Origin of the sequence: Chryseobacterium viscerum, from assembly GCF_002899945.2 — a bacterium.
GTDB lineage: Bacteria > Bacteroidota > Bacteroidia > Flavobacteriales > Weeksellaceae > Chryseobacterium > Chryseobacterium viscerum.
This window is the reverse complement of sequence record NZ_PPEG02000010.1, coordinates 249,986-274,586: the sequence shown is the minus strand read 5'-3', so window position 1 is coordinate 274,586 and position 24,601 is coordinate 249,986. Positions and strand designations below refer to the sequence as shown.

Annotated in this window: 15 protein-coding genes; 2 read left to right on the top strand and 13 right to left on the bottom strand. The window is 35.6% G+C overall.

All coding sequences use genetic code 11. The features are described 5' to 3' along the window. Window positions 1-14 precede the first annotated feature (14 nt). From C1634_RS22360 to C1634_RS22300, 13 genes are all read right to left on the bottom strand, one after another. Window positions 15-764 carry an isoprenyl transferase gene (locus tag C1634_RS22360; protein WP_103231402.1) on the bottom strand — a complete coding sequence of 250 codons (750 nt, stop codon included), beginning with the start codon at window positions 762-764 and terminating at the stop codon, window positions 15-17. 1 nt (window position 765) lies between these two features. Further along, complete coding sequence (gene porG / locus C1634_RS22355; protein WP_103231403.1) at window positions 766-1,656, bottom strand: type IX secretion system protein PorG; 891 nt, start codon at window positions 1,654-1,656, stop codon at window positions 766-768. 213 nt (window positions 1,657-1,869) lie between these two features. Next, window positions 1,870-4,374 (bottom strand): polysaccharide biosynthesis tyrosine autokinase, encoded by a 2,505-nt coding sequence (locus tag C1634_RS22350; protein WP_103231404.1) that lies wholly within the window; start codon window positions 4,372-4,374, stop codon window positions 1,870-1,872. 2 nt (window positions 4,375-4,376) lie between these two features. Continuing rightward, window positions 4,377-5,258, bottom strand: coding sequence for a polysaccharide biosynthesis/export family protein (locus tag C1634_RS22345; RefSeq protein WP_394337112.1), 882 nt, complete (start codon window positions 5,256-5,258; stop codon window positions 4,377-4,379). Between the two features lie 37 nt (window positions 5,259-5,295). Continuing rightward, on the bottom strand, window positions 5,296-6,414 hold the full coding sequence (locus C1634_RS22340) for a glycosyltransferase family 4 protein (RefSeq protein ID WP_109739149.1): 1,119 nt from the start codon (window positions 6,412-6,414) through the stop codon (window positions 5,296-5,298). A 111-nt stretch (window positions 6,415-6,525) separates the two neighbouring features. Then, window positions 6,526-7,527 carry a glycosyltransferase gene (locus C1634_RS22335; protein ID WP_103231407.1) on the bottom strand — a complete coding sequence of 334 codons (1,002 nt, stop codon included), beginning with the start codon at window positions 7,525-7,527 and terminating at the stop codon, window positions 6,526-6,528. 3 nt (window positions 7,528-7,530) lie between these two features. After that, entirely contained in the window at window positions 7,531-8,601 is a 1,071-nt protein-coding gene (locus C1634_RS22330; RefSeq protein ID WP_103231408.1) for a formimidoylglutamase, read from the bottom strand. Between the two features lie 161 nt (window positions 8,602-8,762). Further along, window positions 8,763-10,229: a T9SS type A sorting domain-containing protein gene (locus C1634_RS22325; RefSeq protein ID WP_103231409.1), complete on the bottom strand. Its 1,467-nt coding sequence runs from the start codon at window positions 10,227-10,229 to the stop codon at window positions 8,763-8,765. 182 nt (window positions 10,230-10,411) lie between these two features. After that, window positions 10,412-10,786: a hypothetical protein gene (locus tag C1634_RS22320; protein ID WP_103231410.1), complete on the bottom strand. Its 375-nt coding sequence runs from the start codon at window positions 10,784-10,786 to the stop codon at window positions 10,412-10,414. A gap of 378 nt (window positions 10,787-11,164) precedes the next feature. Continuing rightward, window positions 11,165-13,741, bottom strand: coding sequence for a type I DNA topoisomerase (gene topA / locus C1634_RS22315; protein ID WP_109739148.1), 2,577 nt, complete (start codon window positions 13,739-13,741; stop codon window positions 11,165-11,167). A 280-nt stretch (window positions 13,742-14,021) separates the two neighbouring features. Further along, window positions 14,022-17,441 (bottom strand): T9SS type A sorting domain-containing protein, encoded by a 3,420-nt coding sequence (locus C1634_RS22310; protein ID WP_103231412.1) that lies wholly within the window; start codon window positions 17,439-17,441, stop codon window positions 14,022-14,024. Window positions 17,442-17,649: 208 nt separating this feature from the next. Beyond that, window positions 17,650-18,789, bottom strand: a complete 1,140-nt coding sequence (locus C1634_RS22305) for an EpsG family protein (RefSeq protein WP_228410135.1) — start codon at window positions 18,787-18,789, stop codon at window positions 17,650-17,652. A 1-nt stretch (window position 18,790) separates the two neighbouring features. Next, complete coding sequence (locus C1634_RS22300) at window positions 18,791-19,798, bottom strand: hypothetical protein (protein WP_103231414.1); 1,008 nt, start codon at window positions 19,796-19,798, stop codon at window positions 18,791-18,793. Between the two features lie 192 nt (window positions 19,799-19,990). Between C1634_RS22300 and C1634_RS22295 the strand changes: the two genes are divergently transcribed. Further along, window positions 19,991-23,644 carry an MMPL family transporter gene (locus C1634_RS22295; protein WP_109739147.1) on the top strand — a complete coding sequence of 1,218 codons (3,654 nt, stop codon included), beginning with the start codon at window positions 19,991-19,993 and terminating at the stop codon, window positions 23,642-23,644. 42 nt (window positions 23,645-23,686) lie between these two features. Further along, window positions 23,687-24,601, top strand: a complete 915-nt coding sequence (locus C1634_RS22290) for a hypothetical protein (RefSeq protein WP_103231416.1) — start codon at window positions 23,687-23,689, stop codon at window positions 24,599-24,601.

Sequence of the window (24,601 nt, the reverse complement as noted above, 5' to 3'; positions counted from 1 at the left end):
TTCTTTTCTAAATTTTATTGGCCTTTTACTTGCTCACCGGTTAAACCATATCTTCTTTCTTTGTTTTGATAATCAACAATACATTGAAAGAAAATATCTTTGGAAAAATCCGGCCATAGTACATTTAAAAACTGTAATTCTGCATAAGCGATCTGCCAAAGCAGGAAATTGCTTATCCTTATTTCACCGCTGGTTCTGATCAATAAGTCTACAGGAGGAAAATCTTTTGTATAAAGATAATTTTCAAATAAACTTTCGTTAATATTTTCTATCTCTACTTTTCCTTCTTTTACATCAGAACTTATATTTTTTACCGCTTCCAAAATTTCATTTTGTGAGCCGTAGCTTATAGCCAATACAAGGTTTCCTTTTGTGTTTTCTTTTGTAAGTTCTACCACACGTTCCAACTGCTCTTTTACTAAAGTAGGCAGTTTTTCCAAATTCCCTATAACATGCATTCTTAATCCTTTGCTGAAGATCTCTTCTGCCTCTAGCAGTAAGGTCTCTACCAACAGGTTCATAAGGGTATTCACTTCTTCGCTTGGACGACTCCAGTTTTCTGAAGAGAATGTATACAATGTTAAGTAAGGGATATTAATCTCATTACAAGCATTAATGGCATTTCTAACTGCATTAATGGCATTTTTGTGACCGAAGGTTCTTTCTTCGCCACGAGATTTTGCCCATCTTCCATTACCATCCATAATGATGGCTACGTGTTTTGGTAAATTCTCAGAATTTATTTTATCTTTAATCAACGACATATTATTCACAATAACATGGAGGTCTTCCGAACGAATATGTCAGCCCTAAGCTGAAAGTATTCATCCAGTCATTAGATCTTCCATCTCCAATATTTCTCTTTTTAATAAACTCTGCTTCTCTTTCTTTAGAAACTGCATAGTAATTTCCTGACTGTAATAATGAACTTCCTGTAGCAGGGTCCAAAATATCAGCATTAAAAGACGTTTTTACATCTTTGGAAAGGATCTTGCTGTGATCCAACTGATCCGTCAATGTATATCTGAACGTAGCTTCTGCAAATATAGCCCATGAGTGGTTGAATTTATACTTCAAACCTACCCCAAAAGGGATATGCACTGTTACTTTTTTCCCTAATGAATAATCTGTTTTGGTCGTGAAATCCAATTCATTGATTGGAGCCTGTGCCACCCCATCAGCATCTCTTCTGAAGTCATTCATCAGGGTTGCTTTAGGAGCATCAAACATCAAAGCACCAACACCACCGAAGATGTAAGGACTTAGCATGCTGATCTGCTCATTATTTACAGGGAAAAAGTTATATTCAAACATTAAACTCGCCTCATACACGTTATTTTTTCCGTATGAGTTTCTATTTCTTCTATAATCCTCTTTTGCCGCTTTATCACTGAACTGAACCTGGTTGTATCCTAAATCCAATCGAATGGTCTGATGCGGGTTAAAATTAAACCTATATAATAAACCTCCATAAAATGGGATGCCCCAATCTGACACTCTGTTTAAATCCAACGGCTTTTGTAAAATATAATTCGTACTTCCTACATCTCCCACTAGGTTACTCATACCTAGACGAACTCCCAATTCGTTTCTTTGTGCTTTAACACTTACCACTCCAAGGAAGGCAAGGAAGCTAAACAATAATTTTTTATTCATAAAAGAATATGGATTTATGGTTATTTTAAAATTTAATTTTTGCAAATATAAAACTTTTTTATATTAATGATAATCTTAATGTTTAGTTAAAAATAAACAAAAAAACATAATTTGTTATAAAGTAAACGGCAAAGTGGCAAAAATATTCTTTTTTTCATAGAATGAAAATAGCTTACATATAAAAAAACCCCCATTAAATGGAGGTTTAATGCTTTATTTTTTATTAAATAATCCCTGTACTTTATTTCGAATCCTGATCAACAAAGGTTCTTTATAATTTTTATCTTCATCAAAATAGCCATAACCGTAGCCATATCCGTAGCCATAGCCATATCCGTAACCATACCCTTGTTTTGTGTTATAGTCATTATAAACAAGTCCTAAATTATTAATTTCATCGTTATGATATTTTTCCGTTATCATTTTCAGCATATACTTTTCCGTGTATTCATGGCGAACAACATAAAGATTAGCGTCAGAATGTTTCATCAATTCATATGAGTCTGCTACCAATCCTACCGGCGGAGAGTCTATAATAATGAAATCGTATTTTTCTTTCAGTTCTTCTATAAATTTGATGTTTTTCTGACTCATCAAAAGCTCGGAAGGATTTGGCGGGATAGGTCCTGAAGTGGCAACATCAAGATTCGGGATCTTTGTTTTGTTGATAATCTGATCAATTCCTACTTCCCCTGTCAGGTAATTTGAAATACCATATTTGTTATCAATCTTGAAATCTCCAAAGATTTTTGGCTTTCTAAGGTCCATCCCCAATAAGATTGTTTTCTTATCACTTAATCCTATTACAGATGCCAAATTAATTGAAATATACGTTTTTCCTTCCCCTCCAATAGATGATGTTATCAGGATGACCTTTCCTTTTTCCTCTTCATTATCCATCAAAAATCTCATATTGGCTCTTATTCCCCTGAAGGCTTCAGATACCGATGATTTTGGTTGTTCCAGAACAGTAAGCATATTTTCATTGCTGTTATTTCCGATCACCCCAAGAAGAGGAATTTTCGTTGCACTTAACAGTTCTTTGATATTTCTGATTTTGCTATCAAGCACTTCACCAATCAGGATAAATAATAATGGAAGCAACAGCATTCCTGAAATAATTGCAGTCTTTGCCAACTTCACATTAGGTCCTATTGGTCTTTGTCCTAAATTCTTAGCCGGGTCAATCACCGTAATATCAGATTGATTGGTTGCCATTCTCATCTGAGTATCACCCTGTCTTCCCAAAAGACTGTTGTAAGTAGCTTCAATCATATTATATCCTCTCTCTGCATCCATATATCTTCTTTCTTTTTCAGGATAAGAAGTTAAATCAGAATTGGCACCCGCTACTTCACGGTCTATTTTATTAATCTCCTCATAGTATCTGTTATAATAGCTTCTCAAACTATTGGATGAACCCATTTTTGCTTCATCAATAAGTCTGTTGATCTCTCTTATTGGTTCTGATGAAGGCTTATAGATAGCAGCCATTTCAGATTTTTTAGCATATAGAGCCTTAAGTTCGGAAACTGTTGCTGAAAACACACCATCTTCAAAACCTGCAGCATTTGTCCCGATCATTTTATCAAAATTCTGAGACTGAAGCGTATTCCTGATATTATTCAAAGAATTGATTTTGCTTAAAACATCTGCTTTTTTAGCTTCAAGTTCTTTTATTTTTTCAAGAGATTTCTCATCTCTATCTTTAATATTGTAAAGCTTTTCTGAAGTCTTTAGGTAGTTTAATACATTTGCACTAGAATCAAGTTTTTTACGGACTTTACCTAAATTATCTTTTAAAAATATATCTGTATTCTTATTAACAATATTTTTATCAGCAAGTCTCTTTTTTTGCAGCTCTGTAACAGATTTATTAAGAAAATTCACAGTACTGTTAAGGTTATACCCTTTTTTAGTAATGATCATAATAGACCTGATTTCTTTATCAAAGTCTACGCCTGTTGTAGAAACGATTTCGTCTACACTCTGGTTTACTGAGTTCAGACTTATGATGATATTATCCAGCTTAATTTTAGAAGTAATAGGATTCTTAAGCAATCTGAATCTCAGGTTAGGAGAGGTATACCATTCGTTAACCTTAATCGTTTTATTAGCAGGTCTGTTGTATGAGTTAATGCTTTGGAAACCTTCTGCTTCATAGCTATATAAGCTTGTCGATTCGCCTTCTTCAGGTAAAACAACTTCATAATTCCCATCTCCTTTTGGCATCAGGGTAATAGGATAATTGATCTGCTGAAGGTGTTTTTTATCAATCTGAAGAAAGACTGGTGAATCGTCTTTGTCCAGATAAGTAGATTTTATAAGCCCTTTGGTAGAATAGTTTACAAAAAGGTCTAATTCTTTTACCAAAAATTCGTTATGTGATCTGGATAAAAGCATTTTCTTCAGATAAAGCCCATCCTGGTTTCCTGTATCTCCCCAAATGAAGTTAATAGACTGATTAGACTGAGTGGGTAAAAATTCAGAAGCTTTACTGGAAGTACTTAATGACAAGTCTGATGCATAAATATTCTGTGCATAATATTTACTGTATACCCATGACATGGCATATCCAATGATGAGCATGAATACAAACCAGTACCAGTTTTTAAGGATTCTTCTTAAAAAATGTTCTAAATCAAACAATGCAAACGTACCATACTTATCTTTCTGAGACTGATTCTTCTGTGTAGGGGTTACTCTTTCTGGAATCATAATTAAAGATTTTTAAGGAGTAAATAAATAGACAATGCCGTAGTAATTACCGAAACTCCGGTCGTCAAAGTCTGAATTGGATCTTTTCCAAATCCATTCAAGCTTTTTGCTCTTGTGTTCAGATAGATTTCATCCCCATTTTGTATATAATAGTAAGGAGAATTCATAAGATCTTCACGGGTAAGATCTATTTTGGCAATTTTGATTCCTTCAGGAAGTTTTCTGTGGATAACCACTTCTTTTTTATCGATAGTTCTGTTTAACCCACCATTAATCGCCAATGCTTCAGTAATGGTAAGGGTATTTTTGTGGGTTACTTTTTCTCCTGAAAGTCCGGTAGTCTCCACATCCCCAAGAATATAATAAGTAATACCATCTGTATTTAATCGTACTTCTGACTTACCTTCCTGGAAGTTTTCATTTACTTTATCTTGTATTTCTTTTGTAATATCATCAAGTGTTCTTCCTTCTGCTTTTATATATCCTATTCCAAAAATATTGATATCACCATTGGAGTCAACTTTCAATCCGTTAAAATAAAAATTCATATTTCCACCTCTACCTCCTCCGGAACCACCACCATTAGTTCCTACATTAACGCCTCCTCCTGATATTGCAGAACTTACTACCCCTCCGTTGGTTAATCCGCCGGAAGTATTGTAAGAGGAGTAAAATTGTGCTGCATCTCCTTTGGGAGTTGTCACAATATTAAGATTGAGGATGTCATTTTTGGTAATCCTGTACACGGGAATGTTGTAAGGAACCAGACCTTCTTCGTTAATAACAAGACTTTCACTTGGCTGCAAATACCTCACATCCTTTGTTGTGATACATGAGGTAACTAAAAAGGGGAATATTAAAAATAAATATTTAAAGTTCTTCATCATATATAATATTGTTTACAAAAGTAATATTTAATTGTTAATTTTTATTATTTCTTAATCGATATAGCAAATCTGGCAAATAAGCTCCAAAAAAACCTAAGGAAAGGATCATCAATAATAGCATATTTACATTAATATGCCTAAAACAATAAGCTATTCCTACGATCATCAGATAATAAAGAATAATATAAAAAGTAGATCTCCTATGGGTAAGATTCAGCTTTAGTAACTTATGGTGAATATGGTTTTTATCTGCATCGAATGGTGACTTTTTGTTATAGAGCCTCACCATAATTACATTTAATGTGTCTACAATCGGAAGAATCAGGATCGCAACGGCTACAACAGGCGCAGACTGAAGATGATACCTCGGTACATCTGCCAGTTTTTTATCAATAAAAATATCGATGAAACAAATAGAGGTAAACGCCAGTAAAAAGCCCAGTAACATGGAGCCAGTATCTCCCATAAATATTTTACGGGTACGGTAATTCGAAAGATTATAGTATAAAAATGCCAATACGGTCCCAATAATAACTACGGATAGTATAACCAGAGGATAATTATATTCTCCTAACCGGTAATAGCTTATTCCAAATAAAGCACTACAGATTACAGAATATCCACCTGCCAATCCATCTATTCCGTCTATTAAATTAAAAGCATTGATCAGAATAATAAAAGTAACAATGCTGAACAGAACACTCACAAAATATTCTAATTCATACACTCCAAATATTCCAAATAAGCTTCTGATTCTGATATCTGATCCTATCACCACCAGCGATGACACCACAATCTGTGCAACAAGTTTTTTGTATGCCCTCATTACAACAATATCATCCATTACCCCTACATACAGCAGGATAATCAATGAAGCAAATAAGAATTTATAGAGGTCAAACAGCTCGTAAGCAAAAATTGAGGCACAAATTCCTATGGAATAAAATATGGCAATTCCTCCCAGATTGGGAATCTCTCTAAGGTGCGAACTTCTCATTCCCGGCTCATCCATCAGATTCTTTCTTCTTGAAATCTTAACAATGGTAGGAATAGAAAAAAAAGTAATTAAAAATGAGAATACAAAACTTAATCCTATTTTTATATAGAAAATAGGTATTCCCGATCCGCTTAAGAACAATTCAAAATTTTTCATTCTTTTTCTTATTCAGCACTTGTATCTTACAATAAAAATTGATGATGCAGAACTTATAAAGAACTTCATCATTGTTTTCTATTGACCGAAACAATAGTACTTACATTTGTGTTATATCAATTTTCTTATCAATCTTTTCTGTCCGGCAAAAAACAATAGATAAAAAATCTTTTTCTTCAAGGGCAAAGATAAAAGATAATTCTTACCAAAACGACTATACTTCAATATATCTTGAACTTTTATTTGTCTTTCATTCATAAAAAGAATTAACTGATCAGACATACTATAGAACAATTCTTCTTTTTTCACGAATGCCAGATAGGCCAAAAACGAATAAATACCTTCAAAAATCTGAAAATTTTTCAGCTCCTCTTTTTTATGAGAATATTGAGATTCGCCGAATATTTTTTCCACATCACCAACGGCTTTTAGCATATCAAGTCCTTTTTCGGTGTGGGTTTTTGTAATAGAATCGGAACGCTCCAGATATTGATAATGAAAATTTTGAGTCTGAGCTATCGTTTCACATTCAAGCAGTAATTGTGGAATAAGTTGAATATCTTCAAAATGAACCCCTTTTTTAAATCTTTTTTGATTAAAAAGCTCTCTCTTGAACAGCTTATTACAGGCAAAATAGCTGATATCAGAAAACACTGAAAAATTACTTTCAAGAGCTATTTTTTCGGGCATATTGGGAATCTGAGTCAGTTTTTGGGTAACCTTTCCGTTCTCGTCTACTTTCTGAATATTACAGATGACCATTTTTGCCTGGTGCTTTTCTGCTAAAAGGAGCATTTCCTCAAACATGGTCTCGGTAACATAGTCATCGCTGTCTACAAAACCTATATAATCACCTGCTGCCCTATCAATCCCAAAGTTACGGGCATCACTTAAGCCCCCGTTTTCTTTGGTAAAAGCTTTTATTTTTTCCGGATATCTTTGTGCATATCCTTCAATAATTTTTTCAGAATGATCTTTGCTTCCATCATTCACTACAAGAATTTCAATATTGGGGAGACTTTGATTCACCAAGGAGTCAATGCATTTTGTCAGATAATTCTCTACATTATAAACGGGAACAATAATGGATACTCTTGGGGGAACATTTGTCATACATTAAATTTTCGTCAGTCTTGCACTCAGCCATCCTTTCTTAGCTTCATCAAAATCTTTTCTGGAACACGGAATGCAGTTTTCTATATTTTCATCATCACCAAAATACCACAAATTACTGAAAGTATCACGCTTGAATGCATATTGTCTGTCATCTATCAACACATAGAATTGTTCATAATGTCTTTCCTTCGGATGAGAGTACTGAATGTTTATTCCTTCGATCAGATACCATAACATCTGTGCTAACAGCTGGTGGTTCAGTTGATTTTCAGAATAAATATTATAATTAAAAATCCCGACAGACTTCAGGTTTTCACTCAACCCGATTTCCTTCATGTAAGCACAAATTTCCCTTCTGTTCAGTCCATTTACCTGCGGATTCATAGAAAAAGGTTCACTAAAGCTTTCCACAGCATCACAATTTACTGTAACGAGATCTGCTTTCCTGAAGAAAGGTTCTGTTTTTTCTGTAGAATTCATCATCTCTGCAAGACGGATAATATCAAATTCTACTTCTTTGATCAGCCTCACAGAATCCATTTCATTCAAATGTTTCTGGTACCCTAAATGATGGTAATTTTTAATAGAAAATTTTTTGGCTCCGAAAATTTTGCCTAAAAAAGTATGTTCATTAATCGTTTCCCCTTGTTGAAGAGAAATAATATTACTTATTTGGGTATAATTGAGACTTTTTTTGTGAAAATTCAATGCAGAAAATACTGAAAAGGCAAAATCATTGGAGCCACCGATAATCACCGGAATTGCTCTTTTATAATGACATGCCGACAGAACTTCCTGTAAAATATAGTGGGTATCCTGAACCGATTTCCCTGAGACCAAATCTCCAAGATCTACAACAGGAATTTCGAAGTCCATCTGCGAAAGTTTATAAAATTCTTTCCTTACCCCGGTAAAGTCCTGTACTTCCGCATCTCCGCCCGCACCTCGGTAGTCTGATACAAACAAAAGAACAATACTGTCTTCTTTGATATCTTTTGTAATCCGATTTCCTATCTGCCAGCTTTCTGTCTTGAAATTTCTTGGTGAAATGATAAAGTCTTCGAAATCCATATTATAACTTAATTTGAATAATAATAATTTATTGAATAACCCAATGTAACAAACATACAAAAAAACCTCCGCAAATTGGTAATCTGTATCGCTTTTTAACTTTCAAAAAAACAAAAAAAAGTCTTCCCAAAAGAAGACTTTTTGCAAGATATGATATTGTATTATTTTTTAATAAATTTAGAAGAGACTGTTCCTTTCGATGTATGAACAGTAATCATATATGTTCCTGATGATAAAAAGCTCAAATTAATCTTTCCTTCTGAAAAACCAGCTTCGGCATTTATTATTTTCCGGCCGTTCAAATCTGAAATTTCATAACCTGTTATTTTTTCCTTTGATGTCAAATGAAGAAAGTCCTTAACTGGGTTGGGGTAAATCTTAACAGTCTTCAATGCTACATCTGAAACCCCCAGACTGCTTGTATTAAAGAAGTATTTGCGGGCTGTTCCTACATACTGGGTTTGCGCTCCATACCAGATTGAATAAATTCCAAATAATACAATAGAATTTCCATACAATTCGAAACCTGAGTTATATACATTCTTATTCAGCATTTGCGGAGTAATAATTTTACCGTTTAAGCCAAAGGAATTATCCAGATTCCCATTTTCATCCATCTTCAGCACATAGGTATTGTACCATCCCGTTCCGGAAATCATAAATGTATTGTCCGGAAGGCGCACCATCTTCATAGGAGTTGAATCAGACTGAACAGGAATAACAGCAATGCCGGTATTTTTAAATGTCGTATCCAAAGTTCCGTTTGCATTAAGGCGATAAGTGATAAGTCCAAAGCAATTGTTTCCATTACAAATACTTCCGGAACTCAATCCTAAGATTTTCCCATTATCCAGGAACATAAGCTGTGCACTGGTACCTGCATTCTGACCATACTGATAAAGGAAATTCCCTGAGGCTCCAAAAGAACTGTCAAGACCTCCATCAGGCAAAATTTTTGTAACTACTATTCTCTGATCACTATTCGTGGCGACAATCTTTAGACCTGCTATAAAGATCTCGTTATTGGTATTAACTCTTACTCTGCCATATCGGTAGCTGGTTCCTAAAGTGGCTATCCCATTATTTCCGAAAGCAGTATCAACAGTTCCATTCGGTAAAAGACGAACAAGGGTATAGTTATAATTAGAATGTTTCAGCAGATAAATTCTCCCACTCTCATCCACATCTATGTCCACATACGATGCTCCCTGATTAAAAGAAGTAAAGCCATTTACAAAATTTCCATCTGCATCTATTTTTTGAACACCACCAAAGCCATAATCCATGACAATATAATTACCATCTCCTGCAGGTTTTATGCGGCCATAGGTTGACTGGGAAAACAATTTATACCCATAACCATTGAGAACAGAAGTATCTAATACCCCATTGGAGGTAAAACGGGCAATAAAGCCAGCGCCTACTGCTAAAACTTTTCCATCAGGAAGTTTTGTTGTAGCGTGTATCTGCAGCCCTCCGGACATTTGACTGCCGTTATAAAAAGCAAAATCGGTATACCCTCCACTCAAGCCGTAAGAGGTGTCCAGCAAGTTTTCCTGAGAAAAGAAGTTTAATGAAATAAACAGTCCTAAAAAGGGTAGAATTTTGTGTATAAAATAAGGTTTCACGGTACAGTTTGTTATATTAGTTTTATAATTCCCAAATATATAAAATTAAACAAGGAATTTAGGAAAAGACAAAGCTGTTAAGGTTTATTAGCAACAATACATTTTCAAAAACGTTATAAAAACAAATCCGCCTCACATATAATATGAGGCGGACTTTTTATTCTAATTCGTGTACTGGCTAATTAGCACTTTCCGAATGACTGACTGATAATTGTGATTCCAGCTATAACAATAGTTACTCTAATTCCTGTTGGAATTCCCCAAGTAGTACAAATAGACAAGCAAGCCTGCCCAGCTGTTCCATTAGGAATACTTAATGGTATGCTGAAACAATATTTTCCAAAACCTAAAGGTAGGTTGATGCACACTTTGTTGTTCTCAACAGTGATTGAAATACACTCTGCTGTTACAAGTAGATAACCTGCGCTAGCATTAGCAAGGCTTAAATCTGAATCCGCTCCTGATGAACGACGATTTGCCTGACTGTCTTCGTGTGATCTTTTTGCCGCTTCTAATGCGTGTGAAATAGCTTCTTCGCTAAATTTAAATTCTGCCATGATTTTATAGTTTTTGTTTTCTTACTCGTTTGGCTTTTCAGAATCCGCCTCGTTTTTAAAGTGGTTCCTGAACTCCACTGTCTGTAATATTACGATGTAAAACTACAGAATTAAAACACTGTATATCACAGTCTTAGTACGGAATTTTCCATTTGCGTATTTATACCTAGACCTACGTGATAAGCGTACGTGAAGGTTAATTCCCAACAGAGAGAAATTTATTTAATGAATAAAGTGATGCAATTTTTACATTTTTTGAAATAATTATAAATGAAAAGCACATGTTAAAAAACCCATGCCATCATTTAATACCTAACTTTATAAAAGCAAAAAAAGCACAGACCAAAATCTGTGCTTTTATATTCTATTAAAGACTATTTATTTCTTAGCTGCCGGTTTCTTAGCCGCAGGCTTTTTCGCTGTTGTAGTTGCTTTCTTAGTTGTGGCTGCTTTTTTAGCCGCAGGCTTTTTCTTTTCAGCAAAGGCTTTAGGATCCTGATCGGTAATCCATTTTTTAACCTCATCTAAAGAAAGTTCTTTCAATTCATCAGCATCGTATTTTGTATCGTCTGCTTTCTTTGGAATTTTGAACATTGCTTTTCCGAACTTGATGAAAGGTCCCCATCTTCCGTTTTCAATAGAAATTTTTTCTTTTTCCCACTGTTGGATATATCGGTTGGCTTCTTTTTCAAGCTTTGCATCAATCAGTTCATTGATATCACTTTGAGAAAGATTTTCAAAATCATATTTCTTTGGAACATTTACAAAAATAGCTTTGTATTTGATAAATGGTCCGAATCTTCCTGTTCCTTTCGTTACCGGCTCTCCTTTATAAGTAGCAATTGGAGCATCAGCAATTTTCTTTTCATTGATGATTTCCTCCGCACGCTTCTGATCTACAGAAAGTGGATCTTCACCTTTCGGAATGCTGATATAAGTTTCTCCCCATTTCACATAAGGGCCAAATCTACCAACACCTACAGAAACTGATTGACCGTCAACTTCACCTAAATCGAAAGGTAATTTGAACAGTTCCAGAGCTTCATCAAAAGTAATGGTTGCAATATTTTGTCCTGTCATTAATGACGCGAAAACAGGTTTTTCTTCATCATCTGTTTCTCCAATCTGGATCATCGCTCCAAATCTTCCGATTCTAGCATGAACATTTTTACCCGTCTTAGGATCTACTCCTAATAATCGGTCTCCTGTTGCACGGTCTGCATTTTCTTCTACATCTTCAATTCTTGGGTGGAATTTTGAGTAGAAATTCGTCATCATTTCTTTCCATTTCTGATCACCGCTTGCAATTTCGTCAAAACTTTCTTCTACTCTTGCTGTAAAACCGTAATCCAGGATTTCTTTGAAGTTATCAGTTAAGAAATCATTGACTACTTCTCCGATATCTGTAGGAAGGAATTTATTTTTATCACCCCCGAATTTCTCATCAAGAACTACTTTTTTGATCTTATCATTTATCAAAGACATTTTGATCACTTCACGGGTTTGAGGTTCTATTTCCCTCTTATCCACATATTCTCTGTTCTGAATAGTTTGAATGGTCGGAGCATAAGTAGAAGGTCTACCAATTCCCAGTTCTTCAAGTTTTCTCACCAATCCTGCTTCGGTATATCTTGCACTTGGTCTTGTGAATTTTTCAGTAGCAGTAATGGCTTTATAATTTAATACCTCCCCTACGCTTACTTTGGGCAACAACTTATCGTTGTTCTCTTCATCGTCCTCTTCTGTCTTTACAATACCATAAGCTTTCAGGAAACCATCGAAAATGATTACTTCTCCCTGTGCTTCAAAATGGTGAGGCAATGATGCATTTCCAATCTCGATCACTGTCTTTTCAATTTTGGCGTTCGCCATCTGAGAAGCTAATGTTCTTCTGTATATTAATTGGTATAACTTGTTCAGCTGTACATCTCCTATGCTTTTCATTCCGAAATCTGTAGGACGGATTGCTTCGTGAGCTTCCTGTGCTGAAGAAGATTTTGTCGTATAATTTCTTGGAGAAGAATATTCTGCTCCATATTCTGAAGTAATTTGTCTTTTTGCCCCTTCAATAGCTTCCTGGGAAAGGTTTACTGAGTCTGTTCTCATATAGGTAATAAACCCTTCTTCGTACAGTCTCTGCGCCAGACGCATTGTATTGGTAACATTATACCCAAGCCTTGATGAAGCTTCCTGCTGCAACGTAGATGTTGTAAACGGAGCCGAAGCCGAACGTGTACCTGGTTTGGTTTCAACATTCAGAACTTTAAATTCTGTAGTTTTTGCCTTCTCAAGGAATTTTTCAGCGTCTTCTTCTTTTTCGAAGTCTTTTTTCAGTTTGGCAGCAATTTCCTGCTCTGTTTTATTTAAAAAGATTCCATCAAGTTTAAAGCTTGCTTTTGGAGTAAACTCACGGATCTCTTTTTCTCTTTCAACAATCAATCTTACTGCTACAGACTGTACTCTTCCTGCAGACAGCCCCGGTTTTACTTTTTTCCATAAAACAGGTGACATTTCAAAACCTACAATTCTATCCAGCACTCTTCTTGCCTGCTGGGCATTTACCAGGTTCTGATCAATATCTCTTGGATTGTCGATTGCTTTTAGAATGGCATTTTTGGTAATCTCATGGAAAACAATTCTTTTTCTGTTTTCAGGCTTCAGTTTCAATTCATCCGCAAGGTGCCATGCAATAGCTTCTCCTTCACGGTCCTCATCGGAAGCAAGCCATACCATCTCAGCTTTCTTCACTGCGGCCTTCAATTCGGTTACCAATTTCTTTTTGTCTGCTGAAACTTCGTAATCAGGACTGAATGTAGTCAGGTCTATCCCCATCCCCTTTTTAGGAAGGTCACGGATATGTCCGAAACTGGATTTTACTTCAAAATCCTTTCCTAAGTATTTCTGAATAGTTTTTGCTTTGGCCGGGGACTCTACGATTACTAAATTTTTCGACATTCTAACTAAAAATTTTTGCAAAAGTAAAGCTTTTTTATTATATACTTTTTGTTAACAGAGTTTAATTTAACAATCAAGTTAGTTTACATCTTCTTTAAACACCTATTTTCTAAAGAAATAAATCCTTTTGTAGTGTAGGTTTTAGACTGTTATATACATATCAACAAATAATGATATAGAATTTTTCATCAGCCGTAATAGATGTAAGAAATATGTTCATCAATACAAAAGCGGAACAAAGACGCTTGTTCCGCTTTTATACCTGTTTATTTTAAAGATTTTATCGTTTTATAATTTTTACAACCACTTCAGAATCGTTTATTCTTATTACATACATTCCAGTATTTAAAGTCGAAAGATCTGTCTGATTGTTGATAAACTTTCCGGATTTTACAAGCTGTCCCAATACATTAAAAATTTCATAGTCATATTCTTTATTCTCCGTAGCCTTGATGTAAAGGATATCGGAAAAAGGACTTGGGTATAAGGAAATTTTGTTATCCACAGCTTTAAGATCTGTATTCGCAGTGCTCAATGTAGGAGCATTAGGAACAATTGTAAGTCTTGAGGCCGGCCCTTCCTCATCACCATTGGCATCATATTTTATTTTTATACATCGGCATCCCACACCGAAATAGGGATCATTATTATCATGAAAGGCCATTATTCTATTCGTTGTAGGAGCTGCATCAAAAAGTACGTTCACTGCTCTTCCCAGATAATTTGAAGTTAAAGCAGCCGTCCAGACAGCGGGATACTGAAAATTGAGACTATTGAATGTTCCCTGGGCTGTTTGATTGGCAATTACACTTCTGAACCCTCTCGATCCTGAATCCGGATAGTTCCCGATAGAATATACCGGATTATTAAACATATATCCTATCGTGGAGTTGGCAGCGTTTCTCACTCTTGTTCCTAAATAATCGGTGGCAATACTATAGGACGTGGCCACATTTTTATCTTTTTTATACCACGGAGTTTGCCCAAAATCAGCCGCGGAAACCAATGCAACATTCGTAAGATCAGGAATCCTCCATCCTTCGGGACAAGGATCAAAAGGAGATTTTGCCCCCCCTCTTCCCCATCTGTCAGGAGCTAAATTGGGTTCTGCAGCCAGCCAGTCTGTTCCGTTGGTATAATTGGGTGTCGCACTGTTAAAAGGTGCTAAAGCACTTGGAACCATATATACCAGAGGATTTTTAATAGAATAAGATGTTATTTTAGAGATCTTATCGATAGGCTTATCTGTGATCTGTACATTTGCTGCTGCAGCATACGCATTATAAGGGATGATATAACTACCCGAAAGATTATTATAATCAGCCTGTGCAAGGGTAACATATGAAACGGTTCCATTCGCACCTGAAGAGCCTAAAAATATATTGTAGAAACTTCTATTATCTGCATATTGAAATGCAGGAATGGGGTCTTTTCTTCCCCATTGATAGTGCAGTCCTGTGGAGGCGCGTATTTTCAATAATTCATCAGCAGTAGGCGCAAGGGGATTGGCAATATTGGGAAAAGCATCTGTGGCCCCAAGGTTACGATCCATGAAGGTCGTCTGCAATATGACATCTGCTTTATTTACGTAGTTCACATAGTTGGTGACTGCTGCCGGAACTTCCGTAGTATACGTATACGATTCTACAGGAGAATCCGTAACCCAGATATGCCAGCTCCAATACACCGGAGCTGCTATACTGCCATTATGCAATGTAACCACAGCATTTCCGCTTTGATCGGGGGTAATCTCAACAGATATTTTAGAATTAGCAATATCTTGTAGTGAAGAGGGAGATGGATTCACCACAGAAATTTTATTGATAAGGTTGGCATTAGTGGTCCAGAGAACATTTCCTTTTAAATTATTAAAATTGGAAGGGTTCAATAGATCAACATTATTCAACAATTGACTTTGTACTGAGAATGCTTTGCTTACTGGGATTTCAATGGTTGCAGGTGTTCCACTCTTCACCATTTGATAAGTATTAGGGTTATTAATTCCTTCTTTATATTCTACTGATGCAGGCAGATATTCTGTAGGAAAATCATAGTCATTGACAAGATATAACGGATCTTTTATACATCTGCATCCATTGGCATCAGAGGTATACATTACTGACATTGGAAAGTAATAATAACGTCCTTTAATATTGGGGTAATTAGGATCCGGAATATCAGGTTGTGTCTTATCCGGAATCATAGAAAGTCCTCTGACTGTGACAGCCGGAGAAGCATCGAACTGCCGTGCCATAGTAGCTGTCCACAATGCGATGTGGTGCTGATCGGTATATTGTCCCAAATGAGCACCTCTGATAAGCTGTCCATTTCCAGGAAATACTCCCATGTTGTATCCGCCAACCGCTGAAAGATCAAAGCCCAAATTAGAATACACCTTAAAGCCAGTCATAAATGTGGGAACTCCGGCATCAGTAGGTTTTATAATATGGTACTTATTGGTTTCAAAAACATTTTTAGACATATTGGTTTTCACTCCGAAAGGCGAAAAGTCTATTCTGATATCGTCTACATAGGATGCAGAAGCCAGATTAGCGATCAGCATAGAAGGTATACGCCACCCGTTGGGACAAGGGTCGTAAGAAGATTTGTCTCTGTAGGGTTTGGCTTTATCGTCGGTATTGTAAACAGTTTCAATTTTACCCTGTGCATTATCAGACCATAGATTAAGTTCTGAAAGTCTGTTATTCGGTAAAGCAGTGGATTTTCCAAACCAATTGACAGGCAGATTGACGTTATTGTTGTAGTAGGCCTGACCAGAGTTGTCATCTTTATTGACATAGATAAGGCTCAAAGGATTTTTTACAGAAAGCCTGAGGTTGTTGGTCACCTCTGCATTGGAAAGCAAAACATATTTCCGGAGATCATCAATACTTGTAGCATTATCCATATTTTTTGCCCCTCTATGCCTGATTCTCCCCATAGACCCTGAAGCTTCATAGAAGTCATTTCCTCTTGTAACCAAAGGCGGAATAGGATCTTTTCGTCCCCACTGATAGAGAAGCCCTATACTTCTGTTCCAGTCTGAAGCTGTGATAGAATTTGTAATCGCCCCAAGGTTCCTGTCCATCCATTTCCAATCACCGTCTGGAATAAGCTCAGTGGTACCATCCGATTTCATCCTTTTAACATTGTTGAAACTTCTATAGGTGGCTCCATTCGTAGGATCATCCGTCACCCAGATATGCCAGCTCCAGAAGATCTCTCCATTTACCTTAATAGCAACAACAGCATTCCCTTTTTTTGTTTTGTTGATGGGGACTTTTATTTTGGCTTCCTGACCTGCCCCTACCATCTCGAGGGCATAGTTTGCTCCTGATTTTATAAGTCCATGAACATCTTCCCACAGTACATCTGCGGTGATCGTTCCCGCCGGAATACCACTTCCGTTAAGGTAACCTCCTCCTTCCCACATCGCATATGCTTTTCTTACAGGTACCAGTAATCCTTCACTATTTTGGCTGGGATCAAAGATGTAACTGTTGGGAGCTTTTTTCCAATCCGGAATCAATAGTTTGGACCCATCATGTATGGGCCTGACCAGTGAGTCCCTATTGTTAAAAATCGCCGTATGACTTATATGCCCAACCGAGGGAAGACTTCCTCTAATATTACCTTTTGTATAGATTGCCAATGATATCAGGCAGAAAACTGCCGCTAATTTACCAACTAACTTTTTCATACCTTATTGATTTGAGTGTCATTAGCGGAATACAATTTTTAAGCCTACGTCAATAAAAATACATTTATTTTATAAATATTAATTACATATTTAAATTATGTTGTCAATAAATTAAAAACAAAATCTTGTAAACATGACAAATTCCAGCACTATTATCGCATAAAAAAAGACAGCTAAAAGCTGCCTTTATATTTTAATTCATCCAATATTATGGAAGGATATGGTTTCTATAACGTTCTATCGAAAATCGTCCTGCCTTGATATTGTTAAAGATAGAGAAGACGACAAAATTGAAGACAACAAGTGAGATAATAAAAGCATAAATCATATTCTTAGTCCTCGCTGTGACCACATACATGGCATTCGGAATAATGATATACGAAAATCCAATAAATGCTCCTGCAAGCCTCGATGAGAAGATTGGATTATTCCTAAAGATAAAATACAGACAGATTCCAATCACGGCATAGTTCCTATGGTATTCGTAATAAGGAAAATATTCTTTCATTTTATTATCAAAAGCAAAAAGGAAAAAAGTAAGAATAGCCATCATCACTTCAGGAATTCCGATACCTCCATTCAGTCGCTGTACGGTTTCATCCATATATCCATTGAATCCCTCTATAAGCATATTGTCAGAGGCCATCCCATCCAAAAACCCACCAAAGCTCCTATAGATTTCAAATGGAGATAAAAAGACTGAGCCTATAATCATAATAAGCATCACCGTTTTGTTCAAAGGAACGCGGGCCAGCCAGTACATCGGGAGGAATAAATAGGCAACACTGTGTATACCAGAGCCTATGAATATGAAAAATAAGTAATGCCAGAATTTTCGTTCTTTGATATAGCGTATCGCAAAATAAACGATAAAGGTCCCAAGATTTTGTCTGATCTGCCCACTTTCCCCAATAAAGAAGTTGGGAATAAACATAAAAAGGGTAAAGGTAAAAGGGTAAAAAGTATTGTCTTCTGTATACTCCACCTTAAAGATCATCGCAAAAATAGCAATGACCAGAGTCAGCATATAAAAGGGCGCATTAAAGAAATTGAGAAGAACTTTATTAATCAGTGTATAAAGCCACTCCACATCGAGGTTTTCTGTTCCTTCCATATGAAGCATCTTCATAAAGATACTGTAATAGCTTTTGGTATCAGAGTAAATATAAATTCCTTTGTAACTTCCGTAATCCGGACCTACATCATTCCTGAGCCCCACAATAATAATGAAATAAACTGCAAGGAACCAGAACCATTTTTTATCAACCTTTTTTCCATATACCTCCTGAATACTGAAAAACAGCATATAGAGGATCGCAATTATATAATAAGGGTGTAATAAACTCATGCTAAATCTCTGATGTTTTTTTAAACTGATGATAGGCTGTAATGATTCCGGTGAGAATCAGAGGCAAAAAGAGCCTTACTTCCCAAAAAAGCCCCACTAAAGTAATCATAATAAGGTAAGGAATTGAAAAGAAAAAATATTTCCCAAAAACAGTTCTATTTTCTTCGTCAATACAAAGTCTGTATATAAAGTAAATCACAACTACCGCAAATACCAACCCTGCTAGATTGAAGGGACTCGAAAAATTTCTATTGATATAAAACCCTTCTACAAAGGTTGTTTCATCCTGTACAAGCAAAGCTCTCAATCCCAGATAAGGGACAATAAACGCGATCACCAATGGTATTATTTTCCAGATGACCTGATAATTTCCTTTTTTCAATTCATCCATATTGAAAAATACAGCAGCAAAGAAAGCAATATTCAAGCAGGCTGTTTCTCTAACCAAAGTAGAGATTCCGATCAGGCCAATGAGAACAAAAAAGAATATATTTTTTTGAGTATCTAAATACTTAAGGGTCAAAAACACCCCTGTCAGATAACAAAAAAGGGCAATCGTATCACAGTTTGTCGGAGCATATTGTGTTATGACAATAAAAAAAACAGCCAGAAGATGAATAATCCTCCTTGCATTAAGATTCAAAAGAAGCCCTGTTGACCTTAGTTTAAATATGGCATTCAAAATAAGGGAACACAAAATAAAGAAAACGCTGTTCATCAGGAAAAGCCCGTGATAAAATGGAGTTCCGTTTTTGGATAAAAAATCTTTAAAAAAAGAAAGAGGTCCATTGATCAGGCTGTACATCAGATCTGTCATCTGTACACTCAGATAATTAGGAATGACTCTGTAAGCATATACCGAGGAAAATAAAAAGTCGGGGGTTGTTTCTGATGTTTTTAATCTTGTATAGGAAGATTCAAATCCATAATAAGACATCGCAAACAGCAGAAGCGGAAGTACTATTACAAATAGGAATCCGTTTATTTTTTCATCATTTCTTTTCAACATATCTAAAACAGATTCTTATTTTTTAATAATAATTGTGGTTTAAAATACATTTTTTTAAAGGGGAACTTCTGCAAAAGTAGAATATTTTTTCATTCTTCCTAGAATATTTTATTGATTTTCAGTCAAAACTTATCATTAACTATTTTGAACTAATGCTTAAAAAATTAAATTTGCAGACTTGATATACATGCAATGCATCGCTTTTTTATATTTTTATATTATCTGATTTCCAAAAATAAAATCCTATCTGTACTGACAGCCTTAGGAATTGCCGTTTTATGCCTATTTTTTGCATCAAAGATTAATTTTGAGGAAGACATCAATCAGATCATTCCTAAAAATGAAAAATCCGATCTTACCGCAAAAGTTATTAAGCAGCTTAACTTTTCTGATAAAATTATTGTCATTATAGAGAATAAATCCAAAGAAGACAACTTTCAGCTTTCTGAAACGGCGGATACTTTTCTACAAAAAATAGAACCTCTACAAAAATATATAGGTTCTGTGCAGGGTAAAGTGAATGATAATGAAATTTCAGAAACATTTGATTTTGTCAGTCAGAATCTGCCCTTATTCCTCAATGAAAATGATTATAAGGAAATTGACAGAAAGCTTAAGAAAGACAGTATTGCCAAACAGGTAGAGAACAATTACATCTCCCTGGTTTCTCCAACAAGTCTTGTTACAAAAGAATTTATCAAAAAAGATCCTTTGGGGCTTACTTTTTTAGGAATCAAAAAGCTGAATGCCTTAAATATCAGTAAGGACTTTAAGCTTGAAGACAGCTACATTGTAACCAAAGACGGAAAAAATCTCTTACTTTTTATTGATCCTAAAAATAAAAGCAATGATACAAAAGCCAATGAGGCATTTGTAGATCAGCTCAACTCCATAAAAGACGGCATCAATAAGCAATTCAAAGGAAAAACAGAAATCAGTTATTTCGGGTCTCCGGTGATTGCTGTAGCGAATGCCAAGCAGATCAAAAAAGACATTCAAAATACCGTAGTTATTTCCATGACGGTTCTTTTGATTCTCCTGATCTATTATTTCAGGAACATTTTTACGCCTGTTATTGTCTTTTTACCCACCGTATTTTCTGTACTTCTTGCGTTATTGGTTCTTTATTTTATTAAAGATAAGATCTCAGCAATTTCCTTAAGTGTAGGAGCTATTCTGATTGGGATTACGATAGATTATGCCCTTCATATCCTTACTCATTATAAGCACAACAATAATATTGAAGAGCTTTACAAAGAAATCACCCAGCCTATTATCTTGAGTAGTGCAACCACTGCCGTCTCATTCTTATGTCTGGTTTTTGTACGTTCTGAAGCATTAAAAGATTTAGGTCTTTTTGCGGCGATCACCGTTATTCTGTCCTCCATCACAGCTTTGATTATCGTTCCTCAGCTTTATAAACCAAAAGAAAAGGGAGAACATCTCAATACCAACTTCATTGATAAAATCGGGGCTTATCCTTACGAGAAAAACAAACCTTTGATTATCGGATGTTCTATCATCATTCTTGCCTGCCTTTTCGGATTCAGACATGTAGGTTTTAATGAAGATATCGGTGAGCTGAATTACATCCCGAAAGAACTGAAAATAAGTGAAGCTAAACTTCAGAAACTCTCAGATATTACTTCAAAATCTATCTATACTATTTCTTACGGAAATTCTGAAGAAGAGGCGCTAACCAGAAATTCTGAGCTAAGCAGTTTCCTTGAAAAAGAGAAAAAAGAAGGTACAATATTAAGTTACAATTCTATAGGAAGTATTGTGCTTTCTGAAAAAGACCAGCAAAAAAAGATTGAGAAATGGAACAGCTTCTGGAGTGACTCTAAGAAGAATCAGACGATTTCCGAACTGACCAGTAATGGAAATAAATTTGGGTTCAATGCTTCAGCTTTTGATAATTTCAACGAAGCTCTGCATAAAAACTATTCTGAATTAAGCCTGAAAGACTATCAAGAAGTAAAAGCTCTTCAGATTTCAGAATTTATGAGCAATGAAAATGGTTTTTACACTGTTTCCAATGTAGTAAAAGTAGACGAAAACAAAAGAGACACTTTCATCAAAGATATTGAGAAGAAACATGATGCCATCGCTATTGACCGGCAGCAGATGAACGAGAATTTTCTTGGTTTGCTGAAAAGAGACTTCAATACGCTGATCAATTACTCTCTTTTAGCGATTGTTCTGACCATTATTGTATTCTTCAGAAATTTTGAATTAACCATTCTTACCATGTTTCCGATTGTGTTAACGGGGGTTGTAACCGCTGGAATTCTTTATTTCTTAGGATTGGAACTAAATATTTTCAGTACCGTAGTTTGTACACTCGTATTTGGAGTTGGGGATGACTTCAGTATTTTCCTGACCCAGGCGATGCAAAAAGAGCATACGACGGGTAAAAATGAACTACCAACGTATAGAACATCTATTATTCTTGCCGTTTTCACCACCATTCTTTCAATTGGTTCCCTGATCTTTGCCAAGCATCCGGCTCTGCATTCTTTAGCATTAGTTGCGCTGATTGGAATGTTCTCCGTGATTATTATTACCTCTACTCTATATCCTTTCTGGTTTAGATTATTGATTACCAACCGGGCAAAGAAAGGTCTTTCCCCTATTACTTTCAGGCTACTTTTACGTGCTGTATTCTCGTTTTTATATTATGGATTAGGAGGATTAGTTTTTTCTGCTTTTGGAAGTTTATTTATTAAAAATTCCAAGGGAAAAACATTAGATATTATCAAATTAATTCTCGCTAAGTTTCTGACATCCGTTCTTTATTTATCCCCTTTTGTAAAGAAAAGAGTGATTAAAAATCCGTCAGAAGACTTCAGCAAACCGGCTGTTATCATTGCCAACCATACGTCTTTCTTAGATACACTGGCGATTGCAATGGCTACCCACAAAATCATCTACCTGGTGAATGACTGGGTATATGAATCTCCTGTTTTTGGAAAACTGGTAAAAGCCCTGGGCTTTTATCCCGTTTCACAGGGAATTGAAAATGGAATGGAGAAGCTGAAAGAAAAGATTGCACAAGGATATTCTTTGGTTGTTTTCCCTGAAGCAGAACGTTCTTATACCAATGATGTCAAAAGATTCCATAAAGGAGCATTCTATCTTGCTGAGCAATTTGGTCTGGATGTTCTTCCGCTTTACATCCACGGAAATTCTGAAGTATTACCGAAAGGAGATTTCATTATATACAACGGAAGCATTACGGTAAAAGTAGGCAACAGGATCAGTAAAGATGATATGAGCTTCGGAAAAAACTATTCTGAAAGAACCAAAAAGATCAATGCTTATTTCAGAGAAGAATTTGCCAAGCTGAGGGAAGAGATTGAGGATGAAAATTATTTTAAAAATAAATTATTCCTGAGCTATCTATATAAAGACAGTGAAGTAGTAAAAGAAGTAAAACACGATTTTAAAACCAACAAATCCGTATATTTCGAACTTAATAAGCATATTTCCAATGAGGCCAACATACTTCATATAGCCAACGATTTTGGGCAAAAAGATGCTTTATTAACCTTATATCAGGCCAGCCGAAGAGTTTTTTCCCTGATAAAAAATGATGATAAAAGAGCAACGGCAGCACACAGCTATCTGGTAAAAAGAAGAAAGATTCAATATATAAAATACCTTTCTGAGGTGAACAAAAAGATTGATGTTCTTCTGATCTCAGATGATAACTTTACCATGAATGATATACAGGATCTTCCTGAAACTATCATTTTTTTAAATACGAAAAACACTTCGTTTGAAAGTGATCATTATACACAGAAATTCAGTTCTGAATCATTAAAAGTATTTAAGACTCAATAATAAATATGAAAAACATATTTTTGTAAACGCTAAAGAAAACTAATGAAGAAAAATATACTTGTCATATATTATTCGCAAACCGGACAACTCGAAGATATTGTGAGAAACATAGCCAAGCCTTTTGAAGCTCAAAAGGATGCTTATGATATTACGTATTACAACATTCAGCTCAAGGAAGATTTTCCTTTTCCCTGGCCAGGTGATGTTTTTTTCAACACTTTTCCTGAATCTTATCTGCAGATTCCGAAAGAAATTCTGCCCCCATCCGAAGAAATTCTGAGCAAAAAGTATGACCTTATCCTCTTTGGATATCAAGTATGGTATCTCACACCATCCATTCCTATTATTTCATTCTTAAAAAGTGGCTATGCAGAGCGCATCCTTAAAGATACTCCTATAGTCACCATTTCCGGAACCAGAAATATGTGGATGCTTTCCCAGGAGAAACTAAAGGTATACTTAAGAGACTTACAGGCAAAACTTGTCGGGAATATAGCCCTGGTAGACAGGCATGACAATTATACCAGTGTACTGACTATCCTTCGATGGCTGACAACAGGTCAGAAGGAAAAATCCGGAATGCTTCCCGCAGCAGGGGTTTCTGATGAAGAAATAACAGGCTCAGTAAAGTATGGCGAGATTATTGAAAGACATTTTAAGAATAGCGACCTGAATAATTTACAGCCGGAGCTCGTTAAAAATGGAGCCATTGAAATCCGTGCATTTTTGGTACGGGTAGAGAAGGTAGGAAACAAAATTTTCACAGTATGGTCTAACCTGATTATCAAGAAAAAAGAGAAACGCCCATTGCTGATAAAATTCTTTAAGGTATATTTGATGGCAGCGATATGGATTATCTCACCTGTCGTTTTGGTATTACACCTGCTTACAACCCCTATATTTTGGTTTAAAAGACAAAAACAAAAAAGATATTTACAAGGAATTAATTTAAAATAG